Here is a 21,579-nt window from a genome sequence, read left to right as displayed (position 1 = left end):
AATATAATAATTATAAGATAGAAATTAGAATAAAACCGAATTGAAAAATAACGGAATTGAAAAATAACAGAATTGAAAATAAAACGAAATTGAAAAACAGAATAATAAAATAAAAAAGGGATGAGAAAAGTAAAAGAATTAATTTTCGAGAACAATCTCGATATTAATGTCTTTAGGTACTTGAATTCTCATTAATTGACGAAGGGCACGTTCATCGGCAGCGAGGTCGATGAGTCTTTTGTGGACGCGCATTTCCCAGTGATCCCAGGTTGCTGTTCCGTCGCCGCTCGGGCTTTTTCTGGTCGGAACAACCAACTTTTTGGTCGGGAGCGGCACGGGGCCGGAAATGCTGACGCCTGTCCTTTCGGCAATCGCTTTGACCTGATTGCAGACGCTGTCAAGGTCAGTGGGGCTGATTCCCGATAATCTGATTCTTGCTTTTTGCATGGTTTGACTCTCCTAAAAAAAAGGAAATTAGGAAGAAAGAAATTACTCTTTCTTCTTAACGCTGAGACAAACGCCTGCTGCAATGGTCATACCCATATCACGGACAGCGAATCTGCCGAGCTGCGGGATTTCTTTTGCGGGTTCGAGAACCAACGGTTTCATGGGCTTGAAGGTAACGATTGCTGCGTCACCGGCCTTGATGAAAGCGGGGTTTTCTTCGCTGGGCTGGCCTGTTTTCGGGTCGAGTTTCTTGTCGATGGACATGAACATACATGCGACCTGAGCTGTGTGGCTGTGGAAAACAGGTGTGTAGCCGACTGTAATTGCGGACGGGTGCTGGAGAACAACAATCTGGCCGGTAAATTCGTCAGCAACTGTGGGTGCTTTGTCGCCGGTCGGACCGCAAACATCTCCTCTTCTCACATCGTTCTTGCCGATACCGCGAACGCTCCAGCCGATGTTGTCACCGGGGACTGCCTGCGGAATTTCTTCGTGGTGCATTTCGATGGACTTCACTTCACCGGTTGCGCCGGAGGGCATGAAAGTGACCTGGTCGCCTTTCTTCATGATACCTGTTTCGACACGGCCGACCGGAACAGTACCGATACCGGAAATGGTGTATGCGTCTTCGACGGGGATTCTTAACGGAAGGGAGGTGGGCTTCTCGGGTTCTTTCAAGTTGTTGAGTGCTTCAAGAACTGTGGGGCCTTTGTACCAGGGCGTGTTTGCGCTTGCTGTTGCAATGTTGTCGCCTTCGAATGCGGAGGTCGGGATGAACGGAATCTCATCGGGTTTGAAGCCGATCATTTTCAAGATCTTGGAAACTTCTTCAATAACTTCCTTGTATCTGGCTTCATCGTATTTGACAGCGTCCATCTTGTTGATGGCGACAATCATTTGGCCGATGCCGAGTGTCTTGGAAAGGAAGATGTGTTCCTTTGTCTGAGCCATAACACCGTCAGGTGCTGCGACGACAAGAACTGCTGCGTCGGCCTGGGATGCGCCGGTGATCATGTTCTTAACGAAGTCTCTGTGACCCGGGCAGTCCACGACTGTGAAGTAGTATTTGTCGGTGTCGAATCTCTTGTGTGCAATGTCGATTGTGATACCTCTCTCTCTTTCTTCTTTGAGGGAGTCCATAACCCATGCGAATGCGAAGGATTCTTTGCCTTTTAATTTTGCTTCTTCTTTGAATTTTTCGATAACGTGGGGCGGAACTGCTCCGGTTTCGAACATTAACCTTCCGACGAAGGTAGACTTTCCGTGGTCAATGTGACCAATGACGGCTAAGTTCATGTGGGGTTTCTCTGCTGCCATATTAATTTCTCCTTTATTTTTGATATATACGTATTAAACGTTGGATTTTTAATTAAAATCATCTTGGATGATCGTGAAAATCGGTGCCACCGAAAGTGATTATGATAAACGGCTCGTGAAAAACATGAAAGATTTTCCGATTACTGAACAACATTTCAATATTAAACCGTTTCGCCAATCGTCTCCAGACGGCGGGCATTCTCGAAGTAGTCTCTAATAAACACACTTACATATAAAAAGATATGGGCGCCGACGGAATCGGCGCTCAATCGCTTATATGCTGAAGCGTTTATTTTCGGCTTCTTTTTGATTCGATTTTCAAATTTTTTGCATTTCAAATTCTTAAAGTTTGATTTCATTTTTGAATTTTCAAAGTTTTATTTTACTTTTGAATTTTCAAAATATTTTACTTTTGAATTTTGTTATGAACATTACATTTCCAAGTAATCAGCTGCTTTGGGAAGGTCCTTCTTCAAGCCTTTTCTTTCTCTGATCTTGGCAACGATTTCAGAGGCAAGGTTATTCGGAACGGTTTCAAAGCCGCCGAATTCGGTGCTCCACATTGCGCGGCCTTCTGTTGCGGAACGGATGTCGCCCGCAAATCCGAAGAGCTCTGCGACAGGTGCGCGGGACTCGATAATGGTCAAGTCGCCTTCACTCTGCATGTCAATGATGCTGCCGCGTCTTCCCTGAATTTCTTTTGTGGCGCCGCCCATGTTGTTTTGGGGCACCTGGATGAAGACTTTCTGGTACGGTTCAAGCAATGTGTCTTCTGCCATAAGCATTGCTGCCTGAATGGCCTGACGGGATGCCGGAATGACCTGTGCGGGACCTCTGTGAATCGCGTCTTCGTGAAGCTTGGCATCACGGAGAACGACTTTGACGTGAGAGACGGGCTCTCTTGCGAGCGGACCGGCTTTCATGACTTCTTCAAAACCGTCCAAAACCAATTCCATGGTTTCGTTGAGGTACTGAATACCTTTGGTCATGTCAAGGTAGATGTTGTTGCCGTAAATTGCGGCAATGCTCTTGGCTTCATCCTTGTCCATGCCTGCTGCCATTAATTTTTCACGTCTTTCGAGTTCTTCCATTCTCATGGAGATTTCGCCTTCACGGATGAGGTTGACGACTCTTTCGTCCAGCGGTTCGACATCAATGTAGAAGCGGTTGTGTCTGTTGGGGGATTTACCTTCAACGTTTTCAACTTTCTTTTTGATGGTTTCACGATAAACGACAATCGGCGGGTTGGTGATGATTTCAACACCCTTGTCACGCTCGATTCTGTGCGCGATAACTTCCAAGTGAAGCTCGCCCATACCGGCCATCAAGTGTTCGCCGGTTTCTTCGTTCAAAGTGATCTGAAGCGTCGGGTCTTCCTTGGCGACCTGTCTGAGAACTTCGACGAGTTTCGGAAGGTCTTTGGTGTGCTTGGCTTCGACGGAAACAGTGATAACCGGTTCGCTGACGTGTCTGATGCTTTCAAACGGCGTCATGCCTTCAAGGGTTGTGATGGTGGAACCGACGATCGCTTCTTTCAAACCTGTAACGGCTGCGATGTTTCCGGCCGGAATGTTTTCGACTTCAAGTCTTTCCGGGCCCATAAAGATACTGACCTGCTGGATTCTGCTCTTCTTGGCGGAACCGGAGGTGTAAACTTCCAAACCGCGGGTGAGTGTGCCGCTGAAAAGTCTGCCTGTTGCGACTTCACCGGCGTGCGGATCCATAGAGATGTCCGTGACCATGAATGCGAGGTCGCCTTTCGGGTCTGCAGTGTTCATGGATTTGCTGATTGCGGAATCTCTCTCGCCGTGCCAGATAACTTTAACTCTTTCTTTCTGAGCGTCAACAGGGTTGGGCAAGTGACCGATAACCATGTCGTTGAGGGCTTCGTGAAGCGGGCATTTCTGCGCGAGTGCCTTCATGTCGCCTGCTGTACAGAAGTCATAAACATCATTGAAAGAAATTTTTGTTTTCTGCATCATCGGAACGCTGATGGCCCAGTTGTAAAGAGCGGAACCGAATGCGACACTGCCGTTTGCAGCGTCGACGCGCCATCCGTCTTTGTATCTCTCGGGGTTCATGTTCTTGATGAGCTTGTTCACGTGGTCAATGAGTTTTCCGAGACGGACCTGCATTTCCTGCGGGTCGACCTGAAGTTCATTGATCAGACGGTCGACTTTGTTGATGAACAAAACCGGACGAACATGTTCTCTGAGCGCTTGTCTGAGAACGGTTTCGGTCTGGGGCATTGTTCCTTCAACCGCGTCGACGACGACGACAGCGCCGTCAACGGCACGCATCGCGCGTGTCACGTCACCGCCGAAGTCAACGTGACCCGGGGTGTCGATAAGGTTGATGAGGTATTCTTTGCCGTCGTAGGTGTGAACCATTGAAACGTTGGACGCGTCAATTGTGATACCGCGTGCCTGTTCTTCTTCGTCGGAGTCCATGAATAACTGTTTTCCGGCGAGCTCTGATGAAATCATTCCGGCGCCACTGAGTAAGTTGTCGGAAAGTGTTGTTTTACCGTGGTCGATGTGAGCGACAATACCGATGTTGCGAATCATTTCGGGGTTGCCCATGATCGCTGTCACACGCTCAACCATTTGTTTTCTTTTTCCCATAATCCTGACCTTTGTCTTTTATTATATTGATAAATGAAATCGGCTTTTTGCACATCCCGAAAAAGCCTAAAAGGGAAAGCATAAAGCTTAACGGGCTGCTTTTGCAACACGCTCTTTGGCATCCTTTCTGCTGACAGAGAATGCTTTGGAGTCGGCGTTTGAAGCTGCGATGAGTTCTGTTGCGAGGCAGTCGGCGACAGAGCGCTTGGATTTGAAAGCGGCCTGGTGCGTGCCGATGCAGATGTAGCGAAGCGCGGAGTCAACACGTCTCTGAGGAGCGGTGTCGACGGCTTTCGGGACGGAGATGCCGCCGTACTTCAAACGGACGACTTCTTCTCTCGGACCTGCGTTTGCAATCGCGTCAACCAACACTTGAATCGGGTTTTTGCCGGTCTTCTTGTTGATGGTGTCAAATGCCGCATCGACGGTTCTCATGGCCACCTGCTTTTTGCCGGTATTGTTTTCGGATCTCATGAGGTTGTTGACGAGACGCTCAACGATTGAGATTTCGGATTTGTTGAACTGCTGTCTGGCGTGCTTGCCGCTGGAGTGGGGCACGGTGACGGCTTTCAAACAAACGTATCTTTTAATTCCGGGATCGGTCACTTCAACTTCAGTGAGATCCCATTTGCCGAACATTTTTGCATCCATGTGTCTCATCTCCTCGGTTTTTCCATTCTTCCGATAACCATCTGCTGGAGCGGAACGTTGTTGACTGCAATCACTTTGAAACGGACGCCGGGAATATCACCCATTGCACCGCCCATGCGGCCGCCGATTCTCTCAACGGTCACTTCGTCGTGTTCGTCGATGAAGTTGATGGCGCCGTCTCCGGGGCAGAATGCCGATACTTGTCTTCCGTTCTTGATAAGCTGAATTCTGACACACTTACGGATAGCGGAGTTGGGCTGCTTAGCTTCGACACCGATCTTTTCAAGAACAATGCCGCGGCCCTGGGGAGATCCTCCCAACGGGTCGGCCTTCACGTTCAAACCGAGCATGCGTCTGTTGTATTCGTGGTCTTTCCATCTGGCCTTCAATCTTTGTTTCTTTAAGATTTGGCCTGCATAGTTTCCATTTGTCATAGTTTAGTCTCCGATTAATTCATTGAATGATAAACCTTGATTGATTGAGGATTTTTGTTATTTTGCTTTAAGAATGATCGCTGATTTATTTCAGAATCACGTCGTCAATATTGTGATGTCTTTGTGCCAGCAATTTGACTTTTGCGATATTCTTGCCGTTCTTTCCGATTGCGAGTCCTTTGTCTTTGGCTGCGACTTCGACTTCGGCCACTTTTTTGTCGTTGATTTCTTTGAAAACGACGTTTTTGACCGTAATCACGGAGCCGAAAATATTTTTGATAAAGACTGCCGGATCATCGGAATACTCCACGAGCTCGATGGGCTTATCAATTGCTTTTTTGGCGCGGGCGATATTTTCGCCGCCTTTTCCGATTGCAAGGCCCATTTCGCCTTGTTGGATGACATTGATAACTCTGTCACTTTCCACAATACAGTCGAGAACTTTGGCGTTTGTGATGTCTTCAAAGCGCGCGATGTACTGCATTTCTTCAAAAGTGATTTTAATGCCGCTCATGGAAAAATCCTCTCAATAATCATAAAATTCAGGCATCGGCCAGTGACAAAATGTCAGATTCGCCGGCGTCTAAGATTGCCATTGCGGCGATGATGAAGGGTTTACCGCAGACCGGTCCGAGTTCTCTGCTTGTTCCGTCGTAAACATAGACGGGAACATTGGACGATTCGATTTGCTTTTTAGTGTCTTCCGGACAGTTCTTTGCCAAGATGATGATCTTCGCGTCGCCGGAAGCGGAAAGCTCAATCGCTTTTTTGGAGCCGATAACGACTTTTCCTGTCTTTACGGCTTTGATCAATGCTTTATCGATATTGATATCCATTTTCTGTACCTCAAATCCTTGAGTGGCTTTACAAAATTGCGAAACGAAAACGGCAACAACCTATTGCAATGCGCAGCAAGAGCTGCAAAAGCAATAAACAGACTGCCGTCTCTATAAAAAAGTCACTGACAGGGTCATAGACTTTACAAACCCGAGGGGAATGTTTCTCCCCGATTTTGCCAATCACGTCCGATGCTTAAATTTTAAGAAAACTAAAAACTTATCCTGCATCGTACGCTTCCCGAAAAAACATTTCAGGAAACGGCGCAAAACCGGTTCACAATCTATAAAGAATACCGCAAAGATACCGTTTTTGTATATAAAGGTTGTTGAAAATTTGTCCGAAGAGGGATTCAAAGCAGATTTGAAAAGAAATTTTGAAAAACCCTTGAGAAGAATTCTGAAAATAATCCTGAAAATAATCCTAAAGAACCCCGAAAATAATCTTGAAATAATCCTGAAAAGAAATCCAAATGCTTTGAAGGAAAATTAAAAACCCGAAATAAAATGTAAAAATCGGTTGCTGAAAATCAAATCCAAAACCGGAAATAAGTAGAAAGTGCCTTGTGTTGGGGCACAAGGCTATACAGGGGGAATTAAATGTCGTGAATGAAACATTTAAAACCGAGTTATTCATTTGCGCTTTTTCTTTATGAATTTTTTGCAGAAAGAAAAACGAATGTCTGAAACTAAAAATATACGAAGCAAAAAAAATGTATTCTAAAAAATGAAAAGAGAAGAACTGAAAGATTCAGTTCTTTTATGAGATAATAAAATAATTTTAAAAATCAGTTTTTAAATTCTGTATATCCGCATTTGCCGCATGCGTTTCTGTTCTTGTGTTCGGACAAGAAAACGCCGGGGCCGCATTTCGGACAGAATTTGTTGACGCGGGTAACTTTATCGCCTTCGACTTTGTAATAATCTTTCACTGCCATGTCACTCACTCCGCAAGTTCTTCTGCTGCATCTTCAGCAGCCTGTTCTTCCATTTCTGCCGCTGCATCTTCACCGACAGGTGTTTCAGCATCTTCGGCAGCTTCTTCCTCAACAACAGGTTCTTCAGGCATTGTGTTTCTGAGAAGAACGTGTTCGGGTTCGACCTGTTTCATACGGTCGGCGGATTCATACACTTTTGCGTATCCTTTTGCAAGCTGGTGGCCGTATTCGGATTCCATTCTCTGGACAATAACCAAATCGACATTTTTGTTCAAAAGAGCTGCGAGTTTTTTTCTGACATCTGCGCGTGACGGAGTCGGACCTTCATATTCAACTGTGAAATCCAGTTCATTCCGGTTTAACAATTTGTTGTCTAAGTCTTTAACGATTTTAATTTCCATAATTTGGACCTCCGAGTACCGATTCAAAGATCGGGTGTCGGATATAACGGCTCAAAAAGGTTGTCATCGGTTATAACTGTTTGGTTAATTTTAGCGGAAGGAAACCGGAAAAATCCGGCAAACCGAAACATCCGTTTTTTGAAAGAATCAAACCCGAACTCCCCACCTCCAAAAAAATAAAAAGAAAAAAACGGAGTTCGTTTTTTGAAAATTTGAAGAAAACCGATGTTTCGTTTTGGGAAAATATTACAGAGAACCCGGATAAATCGTCTCCAATTCGAATTAAGGGCGGCAGAAGACAGAAGCGGCAGCAAGCAGGGCGGCAGCAAGCAGGGCGGCAGCAAGCAGGGCGGCAGCAAGCAGGGCGGCAGCAAGCAGGGCGGCAGCAAGCAGGGCGGCAGTGTTGCATCATCTCATTTTTATCACATCCGCTCGCTACGCGAGCGTGGGCACAGATTACCTACCGTTTCCGTTTCTGCAGCTACCTTACCGTTTCCGATTGCCGCTGCTACCTTACCGTTTCCGTTTCTGCAGCGACCTTACAGTTTCCGTTTGCCGTCTGCCGGCTGCCGCCCGCGCGCGAGCCGCACAAATTAAAAAACATTCAAACCCAACCCTCGTTTTTATCGAACTTTCAGAGCCGGAATAAGAATCAATTAATTCCCGAGATGAAATGCGCCAAACCGATCATTGCAAAAAGGAGAGACAAAAAGAAACAAACAAAATTAAAACTTTGATTTTCTTCCGTTCCGTCTTTCAGCAAACCGGCAAACAGGCCGGAGAGGGAGCCGGTGATGAAAAGAATGATATAAAACGGAAAGATTCGATGAACTTCGGCGGAGCCGTTCATGAGATAAGCAATTAAAACGAAAACGGCAGGGAATAAAAAGCCGAGCAGTGCAGATTTGATCGGGCTTTTTGAATAAAAGCCATAGAATAAACTGCCGAACAGCAAAATCAAAACGGCAAAAAAGCTGTTGAGCAGCAAAAAGAAAATGAAAACAGATAAGAGAAAAACGAATAAAATAATGTCTCGGACATTTTTCAAAACAAGATCATCGGACATTTGAAAAGAAAACATGATGTTTGTATTCTTTCAAAACTTAAAAAACATCCGCCAAGAATTCTTTCAGTTCCGAGGCCAAAACATTTTTTAATTCTTTGCAGACAGGATCGTCTGTTTTGATGCTGCGCGTATTTTTTTCCGTAAAAATGAGTTTCAGCATTTCATTCATTTCTGCTTTTTTCTCATCCGTCACTTTCACGCAAACCAAACCTTCGTCGGGCTGCCCGTAAAGAACGATTGAACCGGCATCACAAAGCGCAATGACGGGAATGGTCGCCAAATCTTCTTCACCGTCGACACAAATGCAGATGTGTTTTTCGGGAGATGCCAAGGCTTCTTTAATCGCGAGAACCATCTCGCTTGAAATCATGCCGGCGGGGTTTTTGACGTAAATATTCACATAATCGGTGCGGGACGTAACGGCAGAAATGGCTTTTGTAACGGCCGTTCTTTTCGTATACTGGTCCACAAAACAAATGCGCGGCCGAACGCCGGCTTTAAAAAGATTGTAAGTCGTCACGTCGCCGACGGCAATCACAAGAGATTCGTCCAAGGAATCCTTGATTTGCTCGACAACGGACGGATTGTCTCCCGGAAAAAGTTTGCCGTACGGCTTTTTCAGCCGCGGGCGAAGCTCGACCGGAAGGTCAAAAAAAAGTTCCAAATCAGCGCACCTTCAATGCGTATTTGCCTGCCAAATCAATGTTCATCCGTTTGGCAATTTCGGATTTCATCGGGTCGATAACGACCACAAGACCTGTCCACTCTTCCGCCAAATCCGAAGATTCGCAGATTTCGCAAGTGTCAGAATTGACAATCAGTCTCATGCATTTTCTGCATACTTTTTCTGCCATAATGATTCACCTTTTTCCTTTTCGTTTTTGATTTTAAATTTCTAAAGATTAATGGAATTTTGAAAAATAAATGAAGTAAATGAATAATTGAAGTAAATGAATAATTGAAGTAAATGAATAATTGAAGTAATGAATAATTGAAGTAAATGAATAATTGAAGAATAATGAATGAAGAATAAATGAATAATGAATAAAAATTCATCAAATTCATTTAAGATTCATTGAATTCAGTTAAAATTCATTTAATTATTTTCTTCGGCAGTTTCTGTTTCGGGAGCCGCATCTTTCTTTTTACCGCCCTTAACGCCGCCGTTTCTTTCGCGCGCTTCTTCAATCCACTGGATTCTGCCGAGCGCTGCCTGACGCATGGTCATGCCGATCTTGCTTTCGCGCGGGTCGCGTTCGTTAATGCTGACCGCAACGATTCTGGCACGGACGTGGTCGCCTTCACCGAGCGCTTTCTTGCCGGTTTTGGACACAAGTCTTCCGTTCTTGGAATCATAAGACATGAATTCGTCCGTAATCTGACTGACGTGCAGAAGACCGTCCATCGGACCGATACCGACGAACACACCGAAGCTGACGGTTTCCAAAACTTCGCCTTCGATGACTTCCTGGTTTTCCGGCATGAACATAATGGCTTTGAAAGTGACGTCATAATAAACAGCGCCGTCGCCGTAAAGGATGTGGCCTTCGCCGATGTTTTCGACATCGCAGACCGCGACAAGACAGCCGATTTTTTTGTCAACTTTTCCTTCCAATTTTGTTTTTAAAGCCTTTTTAACATTGCTCATGACGTCTTCGCCCAGAAGCGTCGGATCAATGCGGACCGTGTCGACAAGGGTCATTAATTTATACATAAATTTTGTTCTCCGAAGATTTAGACAGGCGGCCGCCATTCAAAGACCGTCTGCCGGATATGAATATTCACGCGAATGAGTAAATGAATAAATTGAATAAATAAATTTCAGATTTAAATTAAATGAATTGAGTTGAATTCAAACTTAATTAAATATTGAGATTTAAATGTTGATTTGATGAGCATAAATAATGAATTGATATAAAAGCGTTTTTAGATTATGAACTCTTGCATCAATCTGCATTGAATATGTAATAATGTGTTATTTTTGATTAATAATATCCAGCCGGTTCATCTGACGCATCGAAATCACCTGAACGCCGCGCTTCATCAGCTTTTGGCGGAGTCCGGCATCGTTTGTCAAAACGCTGACGGGGTGCTTAACAGCCGCTTCAATAATAATATTGTCGGCATATTTCCGAACGCCTTGGCCGTGTTCAATCTCAAGCAAACCGCATTTTTGAGAAAGCTGAAGAGCAACACGCGCCGCAACACGGTCATTTCCCGAAACGGTTTTTGAAATTTTTTCAAGCTCGGAAACAACCGCGGAGATTGTCAGAAACTCGGAAAAACCCAAGCGCCGAAGTTCGGAAAAGATGTCCACGCCGAACTGAACCGGAATCATAAAGCCGTTTGTGTCAATTAAAACGGCGGAATTTGAATCATAACCCGGACCGGATGAAGATTCGGCGGCAGAAAGATTATCCGCCTCAGTCTTCGATGACACCGACACCGATTAAACGCCACCTGGAATCAATGCGTCTGCTGATGGCAACGTGCGCGCCTGTTTCAACACAAACCGGACGCTTCAGCTTCACTTCGGCCAGATCTTTGCGGGCGCTTGTGACAACGCCGACGGTTGTGGCTGTTCCGATGTTGAGCATCAGCGGTTCGCTGGTTTTAATTTCATTGATTTCAGACTCGTTTGTGACACCGACGACACGTTTCAAAAGATCCAGCTTCATCAAAAAGCCGTCTCTTGTCGGCGGCAATGTTCCGGGAACACCGACAACCTGACCCGTGAGTGAATCGCCTTTCGTCAAAGACGGGTCGAGCTGTGTTCCGAGCGCCAAAAGGCCGCCGGGAACAGCTTTCTTGACTTTGGATTTGCCGGCATGAATTTCCGTAATCTTTGTAAAAACCGGCTCCCAGCGCGTGACACCGTCGGACGTGATTTTTAAGCCCGGGCGGATTTCAACGTCGTCGCCTTCTTTGAAAGATCCTTGGGTTAAAGTGCCGCCGATGACGCCGCCCTTGATATCTTCATAAGTGAAGCCGGGGTGGTTGATGTCAAAAGATCTGGCAATCAGCATCTGCGCGTCTTTTTCCAATTTGTGTTCCGGAAGCGGAATGTAAGTGTCAAGTGCCTGAATCAAAGCGTCAATGTTAATGTTCTGCTGCGCGGAAACCGGAATGATCGGCGCGTTTTCGGCAACGGTTCCTTTGACGAAGTCTTTGATTTCCTGATAGCTTTCTAAAACGCGTTCTCTGGGAACAAGGTCAATTTTGTTCTGAACAATAACGATGTTCTTGATGCCGATCACGTTGAGCGCCATTAAGTGTTCCTTTGTCTGCGGCTGCGGGCAGGTTTCGTTGGCCGCAATCACAAGCATCGCACCGTCCATGATGGCGGCGCCGGAAAGCATTGTCGCCATCAAAGTTTCGTGGCCGGGCGCGTCAACGAAAGAAACGGTTTTGATTTCGTCCGTTTTGGAACCGCAGTGCGTACACTTCTTTTCAACGGTGTAGCATTGGGGCTCAGGGCATTCCGGGCATTTTCTGAAAACAGTATCCGCATAGCCGAGGCGGATTGAAATACCTCTTTTAATTTCTTCACTGTGCGTGTCGGTCCAAACGCCCGACAAAGCTCTGACAAGCGTCGTTTTTCCGTGATCGACGTGCCCGACCATACCGATATTTAAACTGGGTTGTGCCATGGTGATTCCTCCGTTATTCGATTTTTCCATTATTCCTTGAAACGATGAATTTGAATAAATTTGAATATTGAACAAAATTGAATAAAATTTTTGATAATGATTTGATAAAATGGAATAAATTTTTAAATTTTGAATTAAGTACCTCAGAACGAGTTAAGAATAAAAACTGATGCGAGAAACATCAAAGAATAAAATTCCGCGTTCGAACAAAAAATTGATGCTTATCCGCTTCCTGAATTTTGGAATGAAAGAATAAGCGCAATCAGAGTTTTTGGTATATCTGTGCTGTTAAGATATATAATAATTATTAAAGGTTTATGGTTTGCAAACCCTAAAATCAAACGTCTTAATTCTTAAATCACCCGTTCGGAATTCAAAAAGAATCTAATCCTTCATTTTTTCGGCACGTTATCAAAAAATTCAAATTCTGAAAATTTATATTTTGAATGAGATGGGAGGGAATCTGAAAGGCGGAAGGTCGACTCAAGGCGTCGTCAAAATCGGAAATACTGTCCGGCGGCCGGCAAAAGAATCCAGTTTATTTGTCTCTGAAATGCTGACATTTTTAGAGGAAAAAGGCTGTCCGTACAGCCAGCGCTTTATCGGCTTCGACGAACAGGGCAGAGAAGTCTACGAGTATATCGAAGGCGTTGTCCAGACGGAAGTCGGCGAAATGACAATCGCCCAATTGGAAGAAATCATGAGAATCTTGAGAACCATTCATGACACCACTGCCGAGCTGACCGAAAACGGCGATGTTCTTTGTCATCATGATGCCTCCCCCTGCAATATCGTATTCCGAAACGGGGTTCCGGTTGCGCTGATTGATTGGGATAAATGTTCTTTCGGCAAGAGATGGGAAGACATCATCTTTTCGATGTGGTCGAGCATAAACGGCGCGCCGCCGAATTCGGAAATTATATTCGAATAGGGAGAAAGAGCACTGAAAGCATACGGCGCCGACGATGAATTAAAATCGGATTTCGCCGATAAACTGATACAGAGAATAGAGAAAATGCTGGAAGAAACCGATCCGAATCATCCCGAATATGTCAAAATTGAAGAGTGGGTCGGGTTGAGTAAGCATTGGGTGATTAAAAATAAAGAAGAAATTAAAAGAAGAATCGGGTAAAACAAAGAACAAGAAGCACACGAAATCATGCTCCCGATTCCGCTTTAAGATGACACTCACTCATTATTTTAACCTATCATCTTTTTTCCATTTTTTGAATAAAAGAAAAAGAAGATACTGAGAATCAAATGAACGATCATTCCGATTCCGAACATAAAGATGATAAAGTGAAGAGAAGCAGTAAACCACCCGTTCAAAAATAAAGTATAAACAATTCCGTAATAGATGATATTGACAACAACCGATATTGCAAACAAATATTTTGTTTTGCCCACAGAAACAAAAACACTGTCAAAAACAGTTGCTATCGAGTAAGCAATGTAAAACGGAACAAGAATGTATAAAACATTCAAAATTGCCGTCGGGTTTTGTGCATGAATTACATGTTCGAACATTGTCGGCCACAATGGAACACTGAGAATCCAAAGAAAAACAATACACCCGACAATGAAAAGATAATGATGAATTCGTTTATAGCCTCTTAGATAATCTCTTTTGACAACTTCTGCAAGTGCGATTATTGGAATTAAAAGCCATCCCCAAATAAAATTATTTGCCAGCCAATAAATACCGGCAGACGAAACTTCATTGACCATTCTGACAACAATAAGAGCATAAATAGCATTGTCAAGAAAAATTTGAAGACCTGAAAACATACCGACTTTGACCCAATCAAATCCTGCCTTTTTTTCAAAAATTAGTTTCCATTGAAATAAATCATCCTTATAAAGAAGAACAAAAGAAACAATTGATAGAATCAAATTACACAAAATGTTTGTTGTTGCCAAACCCATGACACCGTATTCGGGAATTAAAATGAAATTTCCAACCGACAACATTGCAACTCTTGCAACCATCAGTGAAATAATATATTTCCAATTGCCCCGAACAACGAAAACAACATACATGAAAGAACTGATAAATCCGATAATGAACCCGATTGTTTCCATTTGCAAATAGAGAATGCTTTCAGCCGGAGCGTTCATATATGCTGTAAATGAATGAGCATAAAAATAAACAAAAACAGATACTATAAAATAAATCAAAAACCCGATGCAGAAAGTTTGATTGATTCTTTTTTTGAATTCATTTTTGTTATCTGAAACCTCATTAAAAAGAAAATATAAAGGCACAATCAAAAACGCAAGCAGTGTTTCATTAATCAAATCAAACCATTCAATTTGCCCGGCAATATTCAGTATATTGCTTTCTAACCCGGAGATTAAACGATCAACAATTAATTGATTAATTCCCGGAATAAAATGGAATATCATCAAAGCAATGAAAAAAGCAAGTTCGGTTTTAACAAATTTATTTTCTTTAATTTGCTCTTTAAGAAAAGAAATAGAAAGCATAACCATTAACCACCATGACTAAAAGTTTTAGAAAAATGAAAACTTAGCAAATCAGTCAACTTGTAATAAAAATAAAATCAGAAAGAAGCAGAAGAAATCTTCTGCTTTCATAAATTTATTTCTGATTCTTAGACGCACTACTTTGTGCACGTGCTTTAAAACTCTGATTGCTACCAGATTTATCAGCACTCGACTGAATGCGCCTTGCTGCTTCTGCAGTCATGGGTTTTTGTTCTGCCATGGTGTTTGACCTCCATAATTAATTGTTTCAGTTGCCAAAGTATCCACCAGGCATCGAGGGAGGGACCGAAAATGAATCGGTCGAGCGAAATATGAAATTTCGTTTGGATACTTATTTTACCAAAATTATAAACAATTAAAAAATATGTTTGAGATATATAAACGTTAGTAACTTTAGGTAACAATATCTTCCAATCTGTCCTTTTCCAACGCCCGTCTCACTTCATAAGCCACTCTTCTTCCGGTACTCATCGGTTTTCTCCACAAAGTGTTCCCGTACGGATGTCCGACTGACATGTGAACATTGGTGCCGCCGCCGACGCGCGGGGCGACATCATAAATGTAGAAGTTCAGGTCTTTGTCAACACAAGTTTGGAGACAGAACGGACCGATAATTCCGGGGTCGTAATGTTTCTTGCTGGCTTCAACGAATTTTTCAGCCATTTCAAAGACGTTTTCAAGCAAAGATTCTCTGAGCGTTGCCGAGTTGTGGCCGCAGACGGTGTATTCCGGTGTCAGCTGCTCGCCCTGGAGGCGCATCTGCTGCGGTGCCGGGAGGCGGGTGTGACCGTCAAGGCTTGTTTCAAAGCGCCAGTCAACACCGAGAATTTCAAGCGGACACATTTCTTCTTCAATCGGAGAGTAGAACATGTCAAAGTTGAAAACCGGGCCGATGACGTAGCGCTCGATTCTTGCGCCTTTGAGGGCTTCTTCGGTGATGACGCCCTGTTTGAGAAGCGCGTCGGATTTCTCAACGAACTCGTCGTAGCTGGCGGCGGTAAAGAAGCCGCGCTCAAGCGTTTTAACGGCGTGCGGGAGTTTGACCATCACAAGCGCGTCGATGTCTTCGGGCTTGTCAATTTTCTCGGGGAACGGAAGACCGGCTTTTTCTAAAATCCAGTAGTAGCTCTGGGCTTCCGAGCGTTCCTCGCTTCTGAGCATGTTGCGGCTGCCGATCATCGGGATTTTGAAATTGTCTTCAATGTCGTCGATGCTGCAGTAAGAAGTCAAAGATCTGTTCGGAACCATCAAAACGCTGTCATCGATTGCTTTCTGCTGGTTTTCCGGTTTTAAGATCTCATCAAAGCTGTTGAAAACAACGGCTTCGTCAACGATTCCGCGGAGAAGGTTTCCCTGTGCGTCGCGCTGCGCTTTAAAATAAGTCGCGTAAGTTTGTTCTCTGCCTTTTTTGCAGTAGGCGACCGTTTTGAAATTTTCCTCAACGGCGCCGTCGCAAACGTCAAGTCCCGAGTGAGACGCGATTGTTCCGATTTTAATCTGATCGGGATTATTGTAATACTGATCAACGGTTTCTTGAATTTGTTTTCTTGAAATCATAATGTCACTTTCCGATTCATAAAATATCAATATAAAAAATGAAAGAATGAAATGAATTTGTATTGAAAATAATTGATGCTATTTGAGAATAACTGTATCCAATCAGATTATAAAAAGGAATTGTTCGGCAAAACCCGAAAATTCAAAATCCGGGAATTAAAAGCCCGAAAATTAAAACCGGGCATGAATTTTCACGGCGGATTCAAAAATTTATGCATCCCGCGCGCGGCAGGCGGCAGCAAAAAATGGAAAAGGAGATGAAAAAGATTTTAAAAAACCTTAAAAAGCAATGCTGAGAAGTGTTCCCGTCACATAAACTTCAATAACCGCGGCAATAAAAAGAAGCGGAACGGCAATCAAGAAGAAAATCCATGTGGCGTCGACAAAACTCTTGCGGAATTCGGAAAAAGGCAAACTTCCGGAAATTGTTTTGGCCGCCTGCATACCGAGGCCGAAGCCGACGCTTGACCCCAGTAAAATCACAGGAATTTCAATAACTCCGTGGGGCAGCAAACCGACCAGCAAGAACAAAATGCCTTCCGCTTTGACGGTATATTCCGAAACGAGGCCGATTGTCACGCCGTTGACAATAATAATGGCGGCCGGCAGAATTCCGAAAACGAATCCCAGGAAAATCAGCATGAAAACAATTCTGACGTTGTTGAAAAAGATGTAAGACACAAGATTGAGCGGATCGTCTCCGGGAAGACCGCTTAAATTGAAAAAGTAAGCCATAATTTCGGGATAAAGCGAACCGGCAATGCAGCCGATAATCAAAGACAGCACAAATAAAACAGCCGTCAGGATCAGCGGCTTTTCATAAGATGCCGCCAGAGAAACCAAATAAGGCCGAATCTGTTTTTTGGAAAGACAGAAATCCGCAAAGCTGGCAACGAAATTTAAAAATGCCAGGAAAGCCGCGATGGAAAGATGGTAAGACGACACAAAAGACATGAAATCAGATATTGGCGCCGGCAATGACTCAAAGAAACCCGAAAGGTCCGAAAAAAGAAGCGGATCAATCGGTATAAAAACGAAAGAAAGAACATAAAGCGCATAAAATACAAAAATCAAGATCATGAAAATGAAAAACGACCAAAACAACGGACCGGAAACCTGAGACAGAAATTTCTCAAGCGACATTTTGAAAGAAGAATCTGAAACAAGCTCAGACGTTTCCGAATCAAACTCGAAAGCGAGTTCCGAATCAGAGTCGAAAGCGGATTCCGAATCGAATTCGGGCGCAGATTCAGAATCAGGATCGAAAGCGGATTCCGAATCGGATTCGGGCGCAGATTCCGAACCAAGCTCGAAAGCGGATTCCGAATCGAATTCGAGAGCAGATTCCGAATCAAGCTCGAAAGCGGATTTTGAAACAGACTCGGAAGCAGATTCCGAAACATCATCGATCACAGATTCAAACGAATCTTCCGAAAATGATGAATCGGACGTTGAATTGGGAGAATCTTTCATGTTTTTTGCCATTTTTTTACACATATATCACAGCACAAATATAATTGTTGCCGAATATTTGATAGATTAAACGCCGAAAAACAACCGGATTGAATTTCGGATTCCAGGGGCCAGCCCGAGAATGATAATCACAAATTTAATCGCATTTTTGATTTGGCCGATCTGTTCTTTTTCGGCTTCATTTTCGCCGGCAACCGCTTTTTCCAGTCCTTTATCCAAAAGCCAGACAACGAGCACGAAAATGATCAGCTTCAGCGGGTACATCACAAGCGCCGTTCCCGTCAGTTCAATCAAGAAAGCCGGAACAACATGCTTTTCGATGTAGCCGAAAACTTCAATTCCGATAACTGTGGAGGTGGCATCCATCATATGAGCCGCCAGAAGCATCAGATTTGTTTTATCGGAAAAGATTGTGCTGCCCGCCGCTTTTGCAGCCGCGCCGACCAGCAAAGCCGCGCCGATTCCGACAGCTGCAACCGCAAACGGCACCCACCAGTTGACAACCGTGCCGACGGAAAACAAAACCCAGTAGACAATCACAATGAAAATGCATCCGAGAACCGCATACGGCATATGGAAAGATTTGACCGCTTTGAATTTCTGAAGCACCAGCGAAAAGATTAAACACGCGGCCGTCACCAAAAAGACAAAGAAATAAATATTCGGCGTAATCAAAACATAACTGAAAGGCGGAGAAACCGCGCCCGTGTCGGCGACAACCCGAAGAGAAGCGCCGGCAATGACGAACGGCATCGTTGCCCCCAGCGATTTAGCGTCAATTTTAATGTTCATCTTCTGAAGGAAATAAATCAGAACATAAACAGCGATTCCTAAAATAACCGCCCACGTCAGCGTGTTAAAAATGTTGTATCCCGAATCATTGATAATCGGATCAAGGTAATATTCCCGGATGAAAGCGATAACTGAATCAATAAAAGACATAATGGATCTCCGTATCGGAAGAAAATACTTTTCAATCGTTTAGATTGGCGGCGGTTTGTTTAATATTTGATAATTTAATTATATGATTAATTAGATATTAATCTGTTTCAGTCTTGAAATTTGTATTGTAAATAAAAGATTTAAAAATCTTTAAAAGGTGCAAACATCATAGAATTATAATAATTATTTGGTAAATAATTAAAACGGTCATGAACAGCTATAAACACGGCAACCCATAGATTTTATATTTAAAAGTCCATATTTGATAAAAATTGAAAAGCTTAAATAACTGCGAAGGCTGCAATTATGACTATGATACACAATGAAGAGCAAACGATAGCTGATTGGCGCGAAGACGATGCGGCCGCCATGAAATGGATGGAATTTCCGCGGGAAGTTTTAATCGGCAAAAATATGCTCGTCAAAGTTCCCGATGTTTTAAACAAGCTGAAAATCAGCAAAAAAGTTCTTCTGGTGACGGGAAAAAACACGTTGGATGTTGCCGGAAACAGAATTAAGGAGCTGGTTGAAGAAAACGGCGGCGACTGCGAAATCTGCATTTCAGAAAAAGCGTCCCCGGAAGAAGTTATCAAGATTACGGAAGCCGGCAGCGCGTTTGAAGCCGACTGCTTCTTAGGCGTCGGCAGCGGCCGGTCCATTGATTTGGCAAAATTGTCTTCCAAAAACTGCAGTGTTCCCTTTATCAGCATTCCGACAGCCGCCTCTCACGACGGAATTGTTTCGGCGCGCGCGTCCATTCATTCGGAAGGAAAATCCGAATCCGTTGAAGCGCAGGCGCCGATTGCCGTGATTGCCGACACTGAAATAATTTCAAAAGCGCCGTTCCGCCTGCTGGCCGCCGGATGCGGCGACGTGATTTCCAATTACACATCCGTTTTGGACTGGGAACTGGCTTCCCGACACCAGAACGAACCGTTCAGCCGCTCGGCCGCCATGATGGCGTACATGAGCGCGGACATGATTACAAATTCGGCAAATTTGATTCGCCCCGGACTGGACAGCTCGGCAAGAATTGCCGTCAAAGCACTCGTCTTAAGCGGCGCTGCAATGAGCGTTGCCGGTTCCTCCCGTCCCGCATCCGGCTCGGAACACATGTTCAGCCACGCGCTTGACAGAATCGCAAAAAAACCAGCGCTTCACGGCGAACAATGCGCGGTCGGATCAATCATGATGATGTATCTGCACGGCGGCGACTGGGAAAAAATCCGAAACGCGCTGATTCAGATCGGCGCGCCGACGTCGGCGGTGGAAATGGGAATTGCCGACGATGAAATAATTGAAGCGCTTTTGCAGGCGCACACGATTCGGCCCGAGCGTTACACGATTCTCGGCGGCGGTCTGACACCTTCGGCAGCCGAAAAAATGGCGGTTGTAACAAAGGTCATTACAGACTGACCAAGCGGAATGACAAAACGGGGCGATCTTTTGATTCAAAAAGTTTGCGGCGAACATTCAAATGCAAAGAAAATGATTAGTGAATAAAAACATAATAAGCATTACAGGATTGGCAATTAAGGATTGAAGGGAAATATGACAGCACCAGCAAAAATTACAGTAATCGGCGCCCGTTTGGCAAAACCCGGCGAGACGTTTTTCTTTTTGGAAGAAAGAGAAGATTGCAAAAGATGCAACATCCGCGGGACTTGCCTGAATTTGGATTCCGGCCGAAAATATGAAGTCGTTTCCGTTCGAAACAACAATCTTTTAAAATGCGCGCTGCATGACGGCGGCGTCTTGGCGGTCGAAGTGCAGAATGCGCCCGTTGAAGCCTATATCGACGCTAAAAAAGCAGTTGTCGGCTCAACCGTGACATTTGCGCCTTCCAAAGTCAAATTGGAAGAAGGACACATTGACAACGGTATTGACGACAGCCTGTTTGCACCGAAAGGTTTGGCAAAAGGCGACAAATGTCTTGTTAAAGAAGTTTTCGAAGGCATTGAAGTCGAGGAAAAACCATATAAGCGCGTCAGCTTAGTCTTAGAATAAGTAAATTTTAAGTCTGTAAAGTCAATATTTTAAGTCTGTAAAGTCAGTAAATTTTGTTTATATTTAAAAAATCGTTATAGAAAGGTGAAGAAAATGGCTGAAAAAAATATGCCTTATTATGAATTTTATTCAAAAGCCAGATGGGACAACTGGGTTTCCCAAATTAAAGAAGCCGGCTTTTCTTTGGAAGACGAAGAAAAAGCCGAAAAGAGCGCGATGATTTTCGTGAACATGGCCGATGACGTCATCCTTTCATGCTTAAAAATTGCCGCACGCTTTGAAAAAGGCGCAATCAATGCGGACACCGCACTTGAAATCCTCGGGACGATTCAAGAAACTGTTTTGGAAGAAGTGCCCCCGATTTCAGAAGACGCCGACATCATGATCATGTCCGTTCAGGATTCTTTGAACTGCTCGATGGCCGCTTTTGAAGCGTATTTCCTGGAAGATTACGACAAGAAAGCCGACATCAAGAAATTAATTAAAGAAGCCGGGGCTGCCGAAGAGCAGGAAGACATGGACACCGCTTTCATAACGGTTGCCAACATCGGCGCAATGGTCATCGGCGGCGAGCCGTTTGACGAAGAATTCTTAACCATCCTTCCCGAAGAAAGTATTGTCGCCGAATGGCTGGACGGAATTGATTCAATTGCCGCCGCCATGGTCGGAACCGACAGCTACAAAAACTTCGACGAAGTCGACGACGAAGATTAAAGCTTTTGCCTTTT

25 protein-coding genes are annotated in these 21,579 nt (G+C 44.2%); 5 read left to right on the top strand and 20 right to left on the bottom strand.

The window, feature by feature from the left end; all coding sequences use genetic code 11:
* Nucleotides 1-138: 138 nt before the first annotated feature.
* The 9 genes from rpsJ to MmiAt1_RS02595 all read right to left on the bottom strand — a co-directional run bounded on the left by rpsJ (nucleotide 139) and on the right by MmiAt1_RS02595 (nucleotide 7,648).
* Nucleotides 139-447 (bottom strand): 30S ribosomal protein S10, encoded by a 309-nt coding sequence (gene rpsJ / locus MmiAt1_RS02635; RefSeq protein WP_133516761.1) that lies wholly within the window; start codon nucleotides 445-447, stop codon nucleotides 139-141.
* 42 nt (nucleotides 448-489) lie between these two features.
* A complete protein-coding gene (gene tuf / locus MmiAt1_RS02630; protein WP_318785344.1) occupies nucleotides 490-1,764 on the bottom strand; it encodes a translation elongation factor EF-1 subunit alpha in 1,275 nt (424 codons plus the stop codon).
* A gap of 431 nt (nucleotides 1,765-2,195) precedes the next feature.
* A complete protein-coding gene (locus MmiAt1_RS02625) occupies nucleotides 2,196-4,388 on the bottom strand; it encodes an elongation factor EF-2 (RefSeq protein ID WP_318785343.1) in 2,193 nt (730 codons plus the stop codon).
* Between the two features lie 87 nt (nucleotides 4,389-4,475).
* On the bottom strand, nucleotides 4,476-5,039 hold the full coding sequence (locus MmiAt1_RS02620) for a 30S ribosomal protein S7 (protein ID WP_318785342.1): 564 nt from the start codon (nucleotides 5,037-5,039) through the stop codon (nucleotides 4,476-4,478).
* Between the two features lie 5 nt (nucleotides 5,040-5,044).
* A complete protein-coding gene (locus MmiAt1_RS02615; protein ID WP_133516765.1) occupies nucleotides 5,045-5,473 on the bottom strand; it encodes a 30S ribosomal protein S12 in 429 nt (142 codons plus the stop codon).
* Between the two features lie 85 nt (nucleotides 5,474-5,558).
* Nucleotides 5,559-5,987, bottom strand: coding sequence for a NusA-like transcription termination signal-binding factor (locus MmiAt1_RS02610; RefSeq protein ID WP_318785341.1), 429 nt, complete (start codon nucleotides 5,985-5,987; stop codon nucleotides 5,559-5,561).
* A 28-nt stretch (nucleotides 5,988-6,015) separates the two neighbouring features.
* Complete coding sequence (locus MmiAt1_RS02605) at nucleotides 6,016-6,309, bottom strand: 50S ribosomal protein L30e (RefSeq protein ID WP_133516767.1); 294 nt, start codon at nucleotides 6,307-6,309, stop codon at nucleotides 6,016-6,018.
* A 788-nt stretch (nucleotides 6,310-7,097) separates the two neighbouring features.
* Complete coding sequence (locus tag MmiAt1_RS02600) at nucleotides 7,098-7,247, bottom strand: 30S ribosomal protein S27ae (protein WP_133516768.1); 150 nt, start codon at nucleotides 7,245-7,247, stop codon at nucleotides 7,098-7,100.
* Between the two features lie 5 nt (nucleotides 7,248-7,252).
* On the bottom strand, nucleotides 7,253-7,648 hold the full coding sequence (locus MmiAt1_RS02595) for a 30S ribosomal protein S24e (RefSeq protein ID WP_420891268.1): 396 nt from the start codon (nucleotides 7,646-7,648) through the stop codon (nucleotides 7,253-7,255).
* Between the two features lie 225 nt (nucleotides 7,649-7,873).
* Between MmiAt1_RS02595 and MmiAt1_RS02590 the strand changes: the two genes are divergently transcribed.
* The gene (locus tag MmiAt1_RS02590) at nucleotides 7,874-8,245 is read left to right on the top strand and encodes a hypothetical protein (RefSeq protein ID WP_318785340.1); all 372 of its coding nucleotides are present in this window, start codon (nucleotides 7,874-7,876) and stop codon (nucleotides 8,243-8,245) included.
* 55 nt (nucleotides 8,246-8,300) lie between these two features.
* Here MmiAt1_RS02590 and MmiAt1_RS02585 read toward each other — a convergent pair whose 3' ends face one another.
* The 6 genes from MmiAt1_RS02585 to MmiAt1_RS02560 all read right to left on the bottom strand — a co-directional run bounded on the left by MmiAt1_RS02585 (nucleotide 8,301) and on the right by MmiAt1_RS02560 (nucleotide 12,364).
* Nucleotides 8,301-8,714, bottom strand: coding sequence for a hypothetical protein (locus tag MmiAt1_RS02585; protein WP_318785339.1), 414 nt, complete (start codon nucleotides 8,712-8,714; stop codon nucleotides 8,301-8,303).
* Between the two features lie 37 nt (nucleotides 8,715-8,751).
* The gene (locus tag MmiAt1_RS02580; RefSeq protein ID WP_318785338.1) at nucleotides 8,752-9,378 is read right to left on the bottom strand and encodes a GTP-dependent dephospho-CoA kinase family protein; all 627 of its coding nucleotides are present in this window, start codon (nucleotides 9,376-9,378) and stop codon (nucleotides 8,752-8,754) included.
* A gap of 1 nt (nucleotide 9,379) precedes the next feature.
* Nucleotides 9,380-9,568 carry a transcription elongation factor subunit Spt4 gene (gene spt4 / locus MmiAt1_RS02575; RefSeq protein ID WP_318785337.1) on the bottom strand — a complete coding sequence of 63 codons (189 nt, stop codon included), beginning with the start codon at nucleotides 9,566-9,568 and terminating at the stop codon, nucleotides 9,380-9,382.
* 242 nt (nucleotides 9,569-9,810) lie between these two features.
* On the bottom strand, nucleotides 9,811-10,428 hold the full coding sequence (locus MmiAt1_RS02570) for a DNA-directed RNA polymerase (protein ID WP_318785336.1): 618 nt from the start codon (nucleotides 10,426-10,428) through the stop codon (nucleotides 9,811-9,813).
* A 261-nt stretch (nucleotides 10,429-10,689) separates the two neighbouring features.
* Nucleotides 10,690-11,160, bottom strand: a complete 471-nt coding sequence (locus tag MmiAt1_RS02565) for a type II toxin-antitoxin system VapC family toxin (protein ID WP_318785335.1) — start codon at nucleotides 11,158-11,160, stop codon at nucleotides 10,690-10,692.
* Complete coding sequence (locus tag MmiAt1_RS02560; RefSeq protein ID WP_318785334.1) at nucleotides 11,138-12,364, bottom strand: translation initiation factor IF-2 subunit gamma; 1,227 nt, start codon at nucleotides 12,362-12,364, stop codon at nucleotides 11,138-11,140. The genes MmiAt1_RS02565 and MmiAt1_RS02560 overlap by 23 nt, the downstream gene beginning before the upstream one ends.
* A 451-nt stretch (nucleotides 12,365-12,815) precedes the next feature.
* On the opposite strand from MmiAt1_RS02560, the gene MmiAt1_RS02555 reads away from it, so the two are divergent.
* Nucleotides 12,816-13,295 (top strand): phosphotransferase, encoded by a 480-nt coding sequence (locus tag MmiAt1_RS02555; RefSeq protein ID WP_318785333.1) that lies wholly within the window; start codon nucleotides 12,816-12,818, stop codon nucleotides 13,293-13,295.
* 269 nt (nucleotides 13,296-13,564) lie between these two features.
* Here the strand turns inward: MmiAt1_RS02555 and MmiAt1_RS02550 are convergent, their stop codons facing one another.
* The 5 genes from MmiAt1_RS02550 to MmiAt1_RS02530 all read right to left on the bottom strand — a co-directional run bounded on the left by MmiAt1_RS02550 (nucleotide 13,565) and on the right by MmiAt1_RS02530 (nucleotide 18,844).
* A complete protein-coding gene (locus tag MmiAt1_RS02550) occupies nucleotides 13,565-14,482 on the bottom strand; it encodes a hypothetical protein (RefSeq protein WP_318785332.1) in 918 nt (305 codons plus the stop codon).
* Nucleotides 14,483-14,966: 484 nt separating this feature from the next.
* Nucleotides 14,967-15,092 carry a hypothetical protein gene (locus tag MmiAt1_RS02545; RefSeq protein ID WP_318785331.1) on the bottom strand — a complete coding sequence of 42 codons (126 nt, stop codon included), beginning with the start codon at nucleotides 15,090-15,092 and terminating at the stop codon, nucleotides 14,967-14,969.
* 173 nt (nucleotides 15,093-15,265) lie between these two features.
* Nucleotides 15,266-16,429, bottom strand: a complete 1,164-nt coding sequence (locus MmiAt1_RS02540) for a formate--phosphoribosylaminoimidazolecarboxamide ligase family protein (protein ID WP_318785330.1) — start codon at nucleotides 16,427-16,429, stop codon at nucleotides 15,266-15,268.
* Nucleotides 16,430-16,708: 279 nt separating this feature from the next.
* Nucleotides 16,709-17,914 (bottom strand): stage II sporulation protein M, encoded by a 1,206-nt coding sequence (locus MmiAt1_RS02535; protein ID WP_318785329.1) that lies wholly within the window; start codon nucleotides 17,912-17,914, stop codon nucleotides 16,709-16,711.
* A 54-nt stretch (nucleotides 17,915-17,968) separates the two neighbouring features.
* A complete protein-coding gene (locus tag MmiAt1_RS02530) occupies nucleotides 17,969-18,844 on the bottom strand; it encodes a DUF63 family protein (protein ID WP_318785328.1) in 876 nt (291 codons plus the stop codon).
* Between the two features lie 369 nt (nucleotides 18,845-19,213).
* On the opposite strand from MmiAt1_RS02530, the gene MmiAt1_RS02525 reads away from it, so the two are divergent.
* The 3 genes from MmiAt1_RS02525 (at nucleotide 19,214) to MmiAt1_RS02515 (ending at nucleotide 21,565) form a co-directional block, all read left to right on the top strand.
* Nucleotides 19,214-20,260, top strand: a complete 1,047-nt coding sequence (locus tag MmiAt1_RS02525; RefSeq protein ID WP_420891272.1) for an NAD(P)-dependent glycerol-1-phosphate dehydrogenase — start codon at nucleotides 19,214-19,216, stop codon at nucleotides 20,258-20,260.
* Nucleotides 20,261-20,395: 135 nt separating this feature from the next.
* Nucleotides 20,396-20,851 (top strand): UPF0179 family protein, encoded by a 456-nt coding sequence (locus MmiAt1_RS02520; protein ID WP_318785327.1) that lies wholly within the window; start codon nucleotides 20,396-20,398, stop codon nucleotides 20,849-20,851.
* Nucleotides 20,852-20,944: 93 nt separating this feature from the next.
* The gene (locus tag MmiAt1_RS02515) at nucleotides 20,945-21,565 is read left to right on the top strand and encodes a DUF2150 family protein (RefSeq protein WP_318785326.1); all 621 of its coding nucleotides are present in this window, start codon (nucleotides 20,945-20,947) and stop codon (nucleotides 21,563-21,565) included.
* Nucleotides 21,566-21,579 lie beyond the last annotated feature (14 nt).

The sequence above is a fragment of the Methanimicrococcus hacksteinii genome, assembly GCF_032714515.1.
In the GTDB taxonomy this organism is placed as follows: domain Archaea; phylum Halobacteriota; class Methanosarcinia; order Methanosarcinales; family Methanosarcinaceae; genus Methanimicrococcus; species Methanimicrococcus hacksteinii.
Note: the sequence above shows the minus strand (reverse complement) of the source record. Positions and strands in the feature narration are given on the sequence as shown.

Excerpts from the sequence above, each read along its gene's own strand:
- rpsJ (WP_133516761.1), bottom strand. The coding sequence starts at position 447 with ATGCAAAAAGCAAGAATCAGATTATCGGGAATCAGCCCCACTGACCTT.
- tuf (WP_318785344.1), bottom strand. The coding sequence starts at position 1,764 with ATGGCAGCAGAGAAACCCCACATGAACTTAGCCGTCATTGGTCACATT.
- MmiAt1_RS02625 (WP_318785343.1), bottom strand. The coding sequence starts at position 4,388 with ATGGGAAAAAGAAAACAAATGGTTGAGCGTGTGACAGCGATCATGGGC.
- MmiAt1_RS02620 (WP_318785342.1), bottom strand. The coding sequence starts at position 5,039 with ATGGATGCAAAAATGTTCGGCAAATGGGATCTCACTGAAGTTGAAGTG.
- MmiAt1_RS02615 (WP_133516765.1), bottom strand. The coding sequence starts at position 5,473 with ATGACAAATGGAAACTATGCAGGCCAAATCTTAAAGAAACAAAGATTG.
- MmiAt1_RS02610 (WP_318785341.1), bottom strand. The coding sequence starts at position 5,987 with ATGAGCGGCATTAAAATCACTTTTGAAGAAATGCAGTACATCGCGCGC.
- MmiAt1_RS02605 (WP_133516767.1), bottom strand. The coding sequence starts at position 6,309 with ATGGATATCAATATCGATAAAGCATTGATCAAAGCCGTAAAGACAGGA.
- MmiAt1_RS02600 (WP_133516768.1), bottom strand. The coding sequence starts at position 7,247 with ATGGCAGTGAAAGATTATTACAAAGTCGAAGGCGATAAAGTTACCCGC.
- MmiAt1_RS02595 (WP_420891268.1), bottom strand. The coding sequence starts at position 7,648 with ATGGAAATTAAAATCGTTAAAGACTTAGACAACAAATTGTTAAACCGG.
- MmiAt1_RS02590 (WP_318785340.1), top strand. The coding sequence starts at position 7,874 with ATGTTTCGTTTTGGGAAAATATTACAGAGAACCCGGATAAATCGTCTC.
- MmiAt1_RS02585 (WP_318785339.1), bottom strand. The coding sequence starts at position 8,714 with ATGTCCGATGATCTTGTTTTGAAAAATGTCCGAGACATTATTTTATTC.
- spt4 (WP_318785337.1), bottom strand. The coding sequence starts at position 9,568 with ATGGCAGAAAAAGTATGCAGAAAATGCATGAGACTGATTGTCAATTCT.
- MmiAt1_RS02570 (WP_318785336.1), bottom strand. The coding sequence starts at position 10,428 with ATGTATAAATTAATGACCCTTGTCGACACGGTCCGCATTGATCCGACG.
- MmiAt1_RS02560 (WP_318785334.1), bottom strand. The coding sequence starts at position 12,364 with ATGGCACAACCCAGTTTAAATATCGGTATGGTCGGGCACGTCGATCAC.
- MmiAt1_RS02555 (WP_318785333.1), top strand. The coding sequence starts at position 12,816 with ATGGGAGGGAATCTGAAAGGCGGAAGGTCGACTCAAGGCGTCGTCAAA.
- MmiAt1_RS02550 (WP_318785332.1), bottom strand. The coding sequence starts at position 14,482 with ATGAACGCTCCGGCTGAAAGCATTCTCTATTTGCAAATGGAAACAATC.
- MmiAt1_RS02545 (WP_318785331.1), bottom strand. The coding sequence starts at position 15,092 with ATGGCAGAACAAAAACCCATGACTGCAGAAGCAGCAAGGCGCATTCAG.
- MmiAt1_RS02540 (WP_318785330.1), bottom strand. The coding sequence starts at position 16,429 with ATGATTTCAAGAAAACAAATTCAAGAAACCGTTGATCAGTATTACAAT.
- MmiAt1_RS02535 (WP_318785329.1), bottom strand. The coding sequence starts at position 17,914 with ATGGCAAAAAACATGAAAGATTCTCCCAATTCAACGTCCGATTCATCA.
- MmiAt1_RS02530 (WP_318785328.1), bottom strand. The coding sequence starts at position 18,844 with ATGTCTTTTATTGATTCAGTTATCGCTTTCATCCGGGAATATTACCTT.
- MmiAt1_RS02525 (WP_420891272.1), top strand. The coding sequence starts at position 19,214 with ATGAAATGGATGGAATTTCCGCGGGAAGTTTTAATCGGCAAAAATATG.
- MmiAt1_RS02520 (WP_318785327.1), top strand. The coding sequence starts at position 20,396 with ATGACAGCACCAGCAAAAATTACAGTAATCGGCGCCCGTTTGGCAAAA.
- MmiAt1_RS02515 (WP_318785326.1), top strand. The coding sequence starts at position 20,945 with ATGGCTGAAAAAAATATGCCTTATTATGAATTTTATTCAAAAGCCAGA.